Genomic DNA, 10,769 nt, shown 5'->3' with positions numbered 1-10,769 from the left:
CCGGAGTACTCGACGACGGCGTTCCTGAAGGGCCTCAAGCAGGTCGACGGCTGGCAGGACATGCCGCTGACGAAGGCGGCGCAGACGGTGCAGGTGTCGGCGTACCCGGACCACTACGCCCAGTGGGAGCAGCAGGCCGCTGACCTCGTCGCCGAGCACTGGAACAGCTGACAACAATGAATGAATGAACGCCGCTGGCCGGCACCCCCACCCGGGGTGCCGGCCAGCAGCATGTCGGTGGCGGACCGGGGACGGCGGCCATCGCGGCTCGATCAGCACGGCGAGCCGCTGATCATCACCGGCGGTGGCCGAGGGCGACGTCGACCAGGGCCGCGACCAGCGCGAGCGCGATCACCCCGGCGGCCAGCAGCAGCGAGTGCCGGAAGGCGAGCGAGAAGTCCCCACCGCTGGCGGCCAGCGAGGAGAAGAAGATCGAGCCGACGGCAGCGATCCCGGCGGCGGAACCGATTCGCTGGCCGGTCTGGAGCATGCCCGCCCCGCTGCCCGCCTGCCGCACCGGCACCTGGGACAGGGTCAGCGTCTGGTTCGGCGCGATCACCAGGCCGCTGCCCAGCCCGGCCACCAGCAGGGGGGCCGCGGTCAGCCACGGCACGGCGGCGCCTCTCGGGGCCAGTTCGAGCACGACGACCACCGCGACGAGCCCGACCACCACGGTGAGCAGCCCGACCGCGACCAGGGGGCGCCCGAAACGGTTGACGATCCGGCCACCGAGCGCGGACGCCGCGGCCGAGCCGAGCGCGAACGGGGTGATGGCCAGGCCGGCGACCAGCGCGCTGTAGCCGAGGCCGTTCTGCAGGTAGAGCGTGAAGATGAAGAAGATCGCGGTGAACCCGCCGAAGTAGACGAGCGCGATCAGCGACCCGAGGGTGTACGACCGGAAGCCGAACAGCCGCAGGTCGAACAGCGGTTCCTGGCGCCGGCCGTACCACCGCTCCCACGCCCCGAAGCCGGCCAGGGTGAGCAGCCCCGCCGGAACGAGCAGCCACTTCGCCGGGCCCCGCCACTCCTGCTGCACCAGCGGCAACAGCACGAGCAGCACTCCGACGCCGAGCAGCAGCACCCCGACGGGGTCCAGCCGTCGGTGGTCCCGTGGGCCGACCGGTCGGCCGGGGAGCAGCCGCCAGCCGAGGACCACCGCGAGAACGCCGACCGGCACGTTGACGAAGAACACCCACCGCCAGCCGTGCGCCTCGCCGCCGATGGCGATCAGCAGGCCGCCGAGCAGCGGGCCGACGGCCGTGGAGATGCCGATGGTGGCGCCGAGCAGCCCGAACGGGCGACCCCGCTCCGGCCCCTGGAAGAGTTCCTGGATCAGCCCGGTGACCTGCGGGTTGACCACCCCGGCGGCGGCACCCTGGAGCAGCCGGGCCGCGATCAGCCACCCGGGCGAGGCGGCCAGCCCGGCCAGCGCGCTGGCCAGCGTGAACAGGGCGATCCCGAAGACGAACGCGCTTCGCCGGCCGCGCGCGTCGCCGAAGCGGCCGGCCGAGACCAGCACCAGCCCGAACGTCAGGGCGTACCCGGAGAGCACCCACTGCAGGTCGCTGGGGGAGGCCTCGAGGGCGCGGTCGATCGACGGGACGGCGACGTTGACGATGCTCACGTCGAGCAGCGTCATGAAGGCGGCGACCAGCCCGACCCCGAGTGCCTGCCAGCGGCGCCGGTCGTCCGGCGGCGCGGCGGCGTCGGCCGGTGGCGGCGTACCCGCCAGGCTCATCGTGCCTCCCGTGAACCGGTGATCGGGCATCGTCGAGCGCTACCCCGGTCCCCGGGAGGCGAACCATCGCGAGGCGCCCGAGGGCTCACGCCATCTGGCGGGCGCAGAACCGGGGCCCGAAGTCCAGCCCGGCCATCGGCGAGTCCTCCCGGTGCAACAGGTTCTTCTCGGTGAGCTGGTGCAGCGGCGCCCGCAACTGCTCCTCGGTGAGCCCGGCCTCCTCGGCGATCAGGTCCGGGTACGGCACCTGTCCCCGGGCCTCCAGCGCCGCGACCGCGTCGTACACCTTCTCCTCGACATCCGACAGTTGCACCTGCCGCATGGCCTTTCCCCCTTCGCCTGTCCCGCCCCTGCGCGGGCGGTCGCGCCGCGCGATTACCCGGTGGACGGGCGAAGATGCCCACCCGATCGGGCGGTGCCGCGTGGCCGCGCCGTCGGCGCCGGAGGCCGCGGCTTGCCCTAGGCTGCACCCGTGATCGTCTGGGATCTGGCCGTCGTCGGCGCCGGCCCCGCCGGGCTCTCCGCCGCCCACGCCGCCGCCCGCGCCGGTGTCCGCACGCTGGTCGTGGAGCGCGCCGCGCATCCGCGTTACAAGACCTGCGGGGGCGGTCTGATCGGCACCTCGCTCGCGGCGGTGGCCGGTCGGATCGAGGTGCCCGCGCACGATCGGGTCGACCGGGTGACGTTCACCCGGGACGGGCGACGCCGGTTCACCCGCCGCCATCGGAGCGGTCCGCTGGTGAGCATGGTGCGCCGGGAGGAGTTCGACGACCGGCTGCGCGCCGCCGCGGTCGCCGCCGGTGCCGAGGTGCGCGAGCGCGTCGCGGTCCGCGCGGTCGAGCAGGACCCCGACGTCGTACGCCTCAGACTCGCCGACGGGGACACGGTCCACGCGCGGGCGGTGGTCGGGGCGGACGGCTCCTCGGGAGTGACCGCCCGGCACGTGGGGGTGCGCCACCGGCAGGTGGACCTGGGGCTGGAGCTGGAGCTGCCCGTGCCGCCGGAGGAGCAGGCCCGCTGGCGGGGCCGCCTCCTGCTGGACTGGGGTCCGCTGCCCGGCTCGTACGCCTGGGTCTTCCCGAAGGGCGACCGGCTGACGGTCGGGGTGATCGCCGCCCGGGGTGAGGGGGAGCGGACCAGGGCCTATCTGCGCGGGTTCGTCGACCGGCTGGGCCTGTCCGGGGTGGAGCCGGCGCACGACTCCGGCCACCTGACCCGCTGCCGGGCCGAGGATTCGCCGCTGCGTCGGGGCCGGGTGCTGGTCGCGGGCGACGCGGCGGGGCTGCTGGAGCCGTGGAGCCGGGAGGGGATCAGCTACGCGCTGCGCTCCGGCGAACTGGCGGGTGCGGCGGTCGCCGCGGGTGACCTGGCGGGCTACGACGGCGCGGTCGCCCGGGACCTGGTGCCGTCGATGCGCGCCGGGCACCGGCTGCTCGACGTGTTCGCCCGGCGGCCGGGAGTCTTCCACGCGTTGTTGGCCACGCCGCCGGGCTGGCGGATGTTCGTGCGGTTCTGCCAGGGCCGGGCGAGCTTCGACGAGACGTTGCGCCGTGTTCCCGTGCGGGCGGCGCTGGCGCTGCTGGACCGGCCGCCGGGCGGCTGAACCCCGGCCGGCGCGCCGAGGAGGTCTCCCCCGACGCGCGCGTCGGGCTCGACCTTTCGCCCAGGATCCTAGGATGCCTTAGCGGTGGTGTCCGCCGTCACCACCGCGGACAATGAGGGACGTCGAAGGAGAGAAGTGATGGCAGAGGACCGCTCCGAACCGTCGTTCACCGACGACGAGTACCGCTTCCTGCGGCACGTGCGCTTCGGCGAGCTGCCGCCCGCGGTCCGCCCGGAGGAGCGGACCGCGCTGACCGAGACCGATCCGCGGCGGGACCAGCCGGATCCGGGTGACGAGCGGGACCGGTGGGACCTGCGGCACGGGGCCTGACGCCGTGCTCGGGGAGCTGCGGCGCAGCTCCCCGACGGTTCCGCCGGCTCTTCGTGCGGCGCGTCCGACGGAGCGAAATCCGGAGGAGCGGGCGCGCCGGCGCTGTTAACCTTGCCGTCATGGCACGAGGTATCTGGTCGCAGAAGGTCCGCTCCGTCCGCTGACGGCGGCGCCTGCTCTCTGCTGAATCCGCGCTCGCCGTCCCGGTTCCCGCCGGGCGGCCGCTTGCTGCTGCCCGGCTCCACCACGAGCTGCGGAGCACCCTTGAACCTCACCCCGACCTCCGAAACCATGTCCCTGCCCGCCACGGCGGGCGGTGCCGCGCACGTCCGCGCCCACGGCGTCACCGTCGTCCGCGGCTCCCGGCGCGTCCTGAACGACGTGTCGGTGACCGTCTCCGCCCGGTCCCGGGTCGCCGTCGTCGGCGAGAACGGCCGCGGCAAGACGACGCTGCTGCACGTCCTCGCCGGCCTGATCTCGCCCGACGAGGGCACCGTGCAGCGGGCCGGCACGATCGGCCTGGCCCGTCAGGAGTTGCCCGCGCGCGAGGGTGAGACCGTCGGCACCCTGACGTCCGCGGCGCTGGCCGCGTCGCTCGCGGCCCTCGCCGCGCTGGACGAGGCGTCGCTCGCCGTGGCCGCGGGCGAGCCCGGCGCCGACGACCGCTATGCCGCCGCGCTCGAGGCCGCCACCGGGCTCGACGCGTGGGACGCCGAGCGCCGCATCGAGGTCGCCCTCGAGGCCCTCGGCGCGTGCACGGACCGCGACCGGGCGTTGTCGCAGCTCTCGGTCGGGCAGCGCTACCGGGTACGGCTGGCCTGCCTGCTCGGCGCGCGGCACGACGTGCTGCTGCTCGACGAGCCGACCAACCACCTCGACGCCGACGGGCTGGACTTCCTGACCCGCCGGCTGCGTGAGCACGAGGGCGGCCTCGCCGTCGTCAGCCACGACCGGGCGCTGCTGCGCGACGTCGCGGACCGGTTCCTCGACCTCGACCCGACCCGCGACGGGACGCCGCGCCTGTACGCCGGCGGCCATGCCGCCTGGCAGGACGCCCGGCGCCGCGAACGTGAGTCCTGGGAGCAGGACTACGAGGAGCAGCAGGCCGAGCACCAGCGGCTGCAGAGCGCGGTGTCCAAGGCTCGCGACCGGCTCTCCACCGGCTGGCGGCCGGACAAGGGGACCGGTAAGCACCAGCGCCAGTCCCGCGCGCCGGGCGTCGTGCAGGCTCTGCGCCGGCAGCAGGACGCCCTGCGGGCGCACCGGATCGACGTGCCCGAGCCGCCGCCGACCCTGCGGTGGCCCGACCTGAGCGTCCGGCCGGGCGCGCCACAGTTGCGGGCGTACGGCGTCGCCGTCGACGGGCGCCTGGCCGGACCGGTCGACCTCACCCTCGACGGCGGCGACCGGCTGCTGGTCACCGGGGCGAACGGTGCCGGGAAGTCCACGCTGCTCGCGGTGCTGGTCGGTGCGCTCCGGCCCACGCAGGGACGCGTCTGGACGGCGAAGGAGGCCCGGATCGCCCTGATCGACCAGGAGACCGCCGGGCACGACCCCGGCCTCACCGCCCGGGAGGTCCACGCCCGTCACGTGGGGCTGCTGGTGGGCGGCGGGGCGCTCCGCGACGCCGACGCCGTCCCGCTCGGGGCGCTCGGGCTGCTGGACTCCGACGCGATGCGCACGCCGGTCGGGCGGATGTCGCAGGGGCAGCAGCGGCGCCTCGACCTGGCGTTGGCGCTGGCCGGGCGGCCCGGGCTGGTCCTGCTCGACGAGCCGACCAACCACCTGTCGTCGGCGCTGGTCGACGAGCTGACCGACGCGATCCGCGCCACGAGCGCCGCCGTCGTGGTCGCCACGCACGACCGGCAGCTGCTGCGGGACCTCGCCGACTGGCCGCGTCTGGAGATCGGGGGTCGGGCCGCCGGCCACGAACGCCGGTGACCCGGCTCGCCGCGCCGGCGCGGCCCGCGTACGGGCCGGGCCGGCGCGGCCCGCGTACGGGCCGGGCCGGCGCGGCCGCGGCGGGCACCGGGCGGGCCGCAGGGCGATCCGCCCACGGCCCGTCCGGTGATCGGGGATCAGAAGACCGGCACGCCCTCGCGTACGAGCCGCCAGTTCGGCTGGTAGAAGTCCGCCGGGTCGATGGTGCCCTTGGCCTGCGCCCAGTCGATCAGCAGCTGACGGATCTCCTGCTGCTCGTTGTAGACCTGGGTCTTCACGATGCCGGGGAAGTTGCCGCCGCCGCTGCGCCGGTAGTTGTTCACCGCCACCACGAACTGCGCGTTGTCCGCCACCGGCGTGTCGGTGCCGGGCAGCACCAGGCGGGTGACTCGCTGGCCCACCGGCTTGGAGATGTCGATGTCGTACTCCAGGCCGGAGAAGACGTCGTAGTTGTAGTCCGGCACGGCCGGGTCGCTGATCGCGGCCGGGTCGACCGGGGCGCCGGGGGCGAGGGTCCGGAAGTACTTCGCCGAGTACTCCAGGTAGGCGCGCACCTCGGCGCCGCTGAGCACGACCGCCTCGAGGGTGTTGTCGAAGACGTACAGCCCGGCCACGTCGCGGATCTTCACGTCGCCGGCGGGGAAGACCGCGGTCCGGCTGAACGGCGCCGCGATCGACAGCACCGGCAGGTCCGCGTACGAGGTGCCGGCCAGCGCCTGGCCGACGACCTCGGTCTGCACGTGGTTGATGAAGTCCAGGATCGGGGTGTCCCGGTAGCGGCTCTCCGCCGCCGAGAGCTCCACCGTGGAGCGGGCCACGACCTGGTTGACGTACGCCACGGTCTTCTGGTGCTGCGCCCGCACGGCGGCGAGGACCTTCGGGTCCTCGGCCACGGTGTTGGTGTTCAACAGGGCGGCGGTCTTCTTGGTGATCTTCCAGCTGCCGCGCTCGCGGGCCAGGGTGAAGTCCATCCGGCTCAGCCGCTGGCCCCACTTCGACGGCTCGGTGAGCAGCACCTGCTCGCCGGTCCGCTCGTTGGTCACGAACTTCTCCGCGACCTCGGCGTGGGCGTGGCCGAACAGGATCGCGTCGATGCCGGGGACCTGCTGGGCGATCAGCGCCGTCGGGTTCTCGATCGGCAGCTCCGGGCCGTAGCTGGAGGTGCCGCTGTCGCCGCCGTGGGCGGAGATCAGCACGATGTCGGCGCCGCGCGCCCGCATGATCGGCACGTACTTCGCGGCGGTGGCGATCATGTCGTCGAACCGCAGTTTGCCCTCGACGTTGGCCCTGTCCCAGATCGCGCTGCCCGGGTTGGTCAGGCCGAGGATGCCGACCCGCAGCGGCGGTGCGGCGAAGCCGACGGAGACCTTCTTGATGATGAACGGCAGGAAGGCCGGCTTGCCGGTGGCGACGTTGACGGCGTTCGCGGCCAGCGCCGGGAAGCCCAGCTGCGAGATCCACTTCGCCAGCAGCGGCAGGCCGTAGTTGAACTCGTGGTTGCCCAGCGTCACGGCGTCGTAGCCGAGCACGTTCATCGCGTTGGCCATCGGGTGCGTCGCACCGGTGGTGGTGATCGGCTCCTGCTTGGCGTAGAAGGTGGCCAGCGGCGTGCCCTGGATCGTGTCGCCGGCGTCCAGCACCAGCGTCGCCCGGCCCCGCCGCTCGGCGCGGATCTGCTTGACCAGCGCGGCCAGCTTGGCGACGCCCACGTCGTTGTGCTTGCTGTCGTCGTACTCGGCGTCGGAGTAGTAGTCCCAGTTGTAGACGTTGCCGTGGGTGTCCGAGGTGCCGAGGATCGTGAGGTCCCAGGTCCGCGACCGGGCCGCGCCGGCCGCCTGGGCGGGGGTGGCGGCGATCAGCGGGACGCTCGCCGCCGCGGCCGCGGCGGCGAGCACCGTCCGACGCGACGGGCCGGAGGGAGAGGTCATGAGGTGCCCTTCCATGGGGTTCTGGGCGCCCGATGAGCGCCGAGCGCACCATAAACGAGCGGCGGTCACTCCTGCCACAGCAGCCCGAGGTGTTTCATCACACCGGCCCACCCGGACCTGTCCGTGTAACACCGCGCCGGCCGTTTCCGCTTGCCGCCGCAGGGTACGGCGGTGGAGACCCAGACCCGACCGGTGCGCGAGGAGACGTCGGTGAGCGAGGACCAGCACACCCAGCAGGACCCCACCAGCCAGTACGGCCAGCAGGAGGGACAACCGAAGCAGCAGCAGACGCCACCCGGCTCGACTCAGGAGATGACCCCGAAGCCGGACCACGGCGAGGAGTCGTACCGCGGCAGCGGCAAGCTCGACGGCCGGCGGGCGGTGATCACCGGTGGCGACTCCGGCATCGGCCGCGCGATCGCCATCGCGTACGCCCGGGAGGGCGCCGACGTGCTCATCTCCTACCTCAGCGAGGAGGAGGACGCCGACGCCCGGGAGACCGTCCGGCTGGTCGAGGAGGCCGGCCGCAAGGGCATCGCGGTACGCGGCGACATCACCGACGAGGGGCACTGCCAGGAGCTGATCGATCGGGCCGTGCGTGACCTCGGCGGGATCGACGTCCTGGTCAACAACGCGGCCTACCAGATGGCACAGGACAAGGGCATCCTCGGCATCAGTGACGAGCAGTTCGACCGGGTGCTGAAGACCAACCTGTACGCGATGTTCTGGCTCTGCCGGACGGCCGTGCCGCACATGGCCGAGGGTTCGGCGATCATCAACACCTCGTCGATCCAGGCGTTCGACCCGTCGCCGCAGCTGCTGGACTACGCCACCACCAAGGCGGGGATCGCCAACTTCACCAAGGCACTCGCCGCCGACCTGGCCGAGCGGGGGATCCGGGTGAACGCGGTGGCGCCGGGCCCGATCTGGACGCCGCTGATCCCGGCGACGATGCCGAACGAGAAGGTCGAGAAGTTCGGCCAGGACACCCCGGAGGGACGCCCCGGCCAGCCGGCGGAGCTGGCCCCGGCGTACGTCTTCTTCGCCTCCCAGGAGTCCAGCTACGTCACGGGCGAGATCCTCGGCGTCACGGGCGGCCGCCCCACAAAGTGACCCGCCCCCGCGCCCTGGCCCCACCGCCGCGCCCCTGCCCCCGCGCCCCTGCCCCGCGCCCTTGGCCCGCGCCCTTGGCCCGCGTCGATCATGCACTTGTGGTGCCCCGCGAAAGGGAAGGATCGCCACTTTCCGCCCATCGAAAGTGCATGATCGACGCGGGAGATGGGGTGTGGGGGTGGTCAGCGGGGCCAGGGGGTCAGGCGGGTGCGGACCCGGGCGATGGCGGCGGGGTCCAGGCCGTAGCGGGCGAACCGGCGGTCGGGCAGCCGGTCCAGGTAGCGGCCGGCGGCGCGGACGTCGTCCTCGTCCAGGGCCGGGTCGAGCTGGCGGGCCAGTTCCAGCAGCTCCGCCACGTCGTGGTGCTCCAGGGCCGCCGCGACGTCGATGTAGTCCCGGACCTCCCGCCGGTTGACCAGGGCGGCGGTCTTGTTCGCCATCAGGTCCCGCACGTCCATCACCGGGCCGAGGTCCATCACCACCGGGCTACGGTGCCGGTCGAGGCGGGCCAGGCTGAGCCGGATGAGCCGCCCGTCCCGGCTCACCACGAAGTCCCTCAGGTCCCGGTCGAAGCCGTCGAACAGCTCGGCCAGTTCGCTGTCGGGATCGGCGTCGGTCACCTCGAACCCGGCCCGCTCCAGTGCCGTCCGCACCCCGTCCGCCGCCGCGGCGGCAGCCCCCTCCACGTCCGCGAACAGGTCCACGTCCTCCGTCGGGCGGGTCACCAGCCCGTGCGCGGCCCAGGCCACCCCGCCGCCGAGCACGAACCGGTACGGCCCGGCAGCCGACAGGGCCACCCGGGCCACCTCGCGATAGAACTCGTGCGGGTGCGCGGTGCTCACGCCGTGCGCAGCCCCCGGTGGCGGCTCTCCCACGCCTGGCGTACGCCCCGGGGCAGGTTGAGCAGCCGCCACACCCGGCGCAGCGTGCGCCCGTTGATGAGCAGCCGGAGATCCTCCGCGCGGGTGGTCTCCCGCAGCACGTTCTCGTACATCCAGAGCAGCTCGTCCGGGTCGCCCAGGTCGAAGGTGCGGTCGGCGTTCCACATCAGCCGCACCGGCAGCTCCACCACGCCACGGGTGGGGCCGGTCAGCTCGGTGAGGGTGCGGGCCACCACGGCGGGCCGGCCCGGACGGGCCAGGTGGGCCGCGCGGGTCGGAGCGGGGGAGAGGGCCTGCATGTTGTCAGGGTAACCCCAGGTCGGGCCGCTGGGGTTCGCGGTTTCGCCGGTGTCGCGGCGTGGCGGGCGCGGTCGGGACGGTTTTCGCGTTCCTCGGCGTCGGTTCGTGCAGGTCGCCCTGGCTGGGTTCGACGTGGTCGTCGTGGTTCGGGCACGGCGGGCCACACCCCGTCGGTGCCCACTCTCGCGCCCGCAACCGGCCGGGCCCCGCTCAGGCCGTCCGCCCGCCGGCCTCCCCCTTTCAGATCTTGGTAGGAAACGGCCCCTCCACGGGCCGTTTCCTACCAAGATCTCCACGGCTCACCCCGCCATTCCACCTGGGTTGGGTGTCCGGTTTCGTGACGGCTGTCCCGTGCGGCCCTGGTCGAGCAGGTGCCCCGATCGTCGTCGGGTCGCTTGACGGCGTGGGTGCCGGGTTTCGGCGTGTGATCGGGGGCATCGTGGGGGCGGAATCGTGGCGGGGGCGGGGTCGTTACACCCTGCGTACGACCGAGCAAGACCCACCGCCGCCAAGGCCAGGCCGCCCCGATGGGATGGTGCGGGCCCGCGGAATGATGGCGGGCCGGCGGTCGTTACACATGGTCCGGCCGACGTGAGGGCATCCCCCGCCCCGCACGAGCCGACATGAGGGCATCCCCCTGCCCCGCGAAACAGCCGGCCTCTTCCGGCCACCACAGGTCGGACACCCGGCCGGTAGGGCTGATCTGATCTTTCCTCCGGTACGACGCCGGAGATCCCTCCAGTTCCGCTGGAGTTTCCCCCTTGAGTTCATGGGCGCCGGACGGTGCTTGCATCCGCGTAGCCGATCCCCCTCGGTGCGGGTGCCAACCCCCGAATGGAGCATCTCTGATGAACACGATCATTCGTAACAGCGTTCTTGGTATCGCCGGTCTGGCGTTCGCCGGTGGTGTGGCCGCCGGCCCGATGACCGACACC

General features: G+C 73.4%; 9 protein-coding genes. 4 read left to right on the top strand and 5 right to left on the bottom strand.

Features of this window, described 5'->3' with window-relative positions; genetic code table 11:
* Nucleotides 1–295 precede the first annotated feature (295 nt).
* A complete protein-coding gene (locus tag ACLQ22_RS31800; protein WP_425695567.1) occupies nt 296–1,732 on the bottom strand; it encodes an MFS transporter in 1,437 nt (478 codons plus the stop codon).
* 91 nt (nt 1,733–1,823) lie between these two features.
* Nucleotides 1,824–2,060 (bottom strand): hypothetical protein, encoded by a 237-nt coding sequence (locus ACLQ22_RS31795; RefSeq protein ID WP_416613223.1) that lies wholly within the window; start codon nt 2,058–2,060, stop codon nt 1,824–1,826.
* 150 nt (nt 2,061–2,210) lie between these two features.
* Between ACLQ22_RS31795 and ACLQ22_RS31790 the strand changes: the two genes are divergently transcribed.
* The 3 genes from ACLQ22_RS31790 to ACLQ22_RS31780 all read left to right on the top strand — a co-directional run bounded on the left by ACLQ22_RS31790 (nt 2,211) and on the right by ACLQ22_RS31780 (nt 5,612).
* On the top strand, nt 2,211–3,341 hold the full coding sequence (locus ACLQ22_RS31790) for a geranylgeranyl reductase family protein (protein WP_425695565.1): 1,131 nt from the start codon (nt 2,211–2,213) through the stop codon (nt 3,339–3,341).
* A gap of 138 nt (nt 3,342–3,479) precedes the next feature.
* A complete protein-coding gene (locus ACLQ22_RS31785) occupies nt 3,480–3,671 on the top strand; it encodes a hypothetical protein (RefSeq protein ID WP_425695564.1) in 192 nt (63 codons plus the stop codon).
* Between the two features lie 264 nt (nt 3,672–3,935).
* A complete protein-coding gene (locus ACLQ22_RS31780) occupies nt 3,936–5,612 on the top strand; it encodes an ABC-F family ATP-binding cassette domain-containing protein (protein WP_425695563.1) in 1,677 nt (558 codons plus the stop codon).
* A gap of 137 nt (nt 5,613–5,749) precedes the next feature.
* Here the strand turns inward: ACLQ22_RS31780 and ACLQ22_RS31775 are convergent, their stop codons facing one another.
* Nucleotides 5,750–7,540 (bottom strand): bifunctional metallophosphatase/5'-nucleotidase, encoded by a 1,791-nt coding sequence (locus ACLQ22_RS31775; protein ID WP_425695562.1) that lies wholly within the window; start codon nt 7,538–7,540, stop codon nt 5,750–5,752.
* A gap of 210 nt (nt 7,541–7,750) precedes the next feature.
* Between ACLQ22_RS31775 and ACLQ22_RS31770 the strand changes: the two genes are divergently transcribed.
* Nucleotides 7,751–8,653, top strand: a complete 903-nt coding sequence (locus ACLQ22_RS31770) for an SDR family oxidoreductase (protein ID WP_425695566.1) — start codon at nt 7,751–7,753, stop codon at nt 8,651–8,653.
* Between the two features lie 182 nt (nt 8,654–8,835).
* Here the strand turns inward: ACLQ22_RS31770 and ACLQ22_RS31765 are convergent, their stop codons facing one another.
* Nucleotides 8,836–9,495: a nucleotidyl transferase AbiEii/AbiGii toxin family protein gene (locus ACLQ22_RS31765; RefSeq protein ID WP_425695561.1), complete on the bottom strand. Its 660-nt coding sequence runs from the start codon at nt 9,493–9,495 to the stop codon at nt 8,836–8,838.
* Nucleotides 9,492–9,833, bottom strand: a complete 342-nt coding sequence (locus ACLQ22_RS31760) for a hypothetical protein (RefSeq protein WP_121398382.1) — start codon at nt 9,831–9,833, stop codon at nt 9,492–9,494. Before ACLQ22_RS31760 ends, ACLQ22_RS31765 begins: the two co-directional genes overlap by 4 nt.
* Nucleotides 9,834–10,769 lie beyond the last annotated feature (936 nt).

The sequence above is a fragment of the Micromonospora sp. DT178 genome, from assembly GCF_049841695.1.
In the GTDB taxonomy this organism is placed as follows: Bacteria; Actinomycetota; Actinomycetes; order Mycobacteriales; family Micromonosporaceae; genus Micromonospora.
Note: the sequence above shows the minus strand (reverse complement) of the source record. Positions and strands in the feature narration are given on the sequence as shown.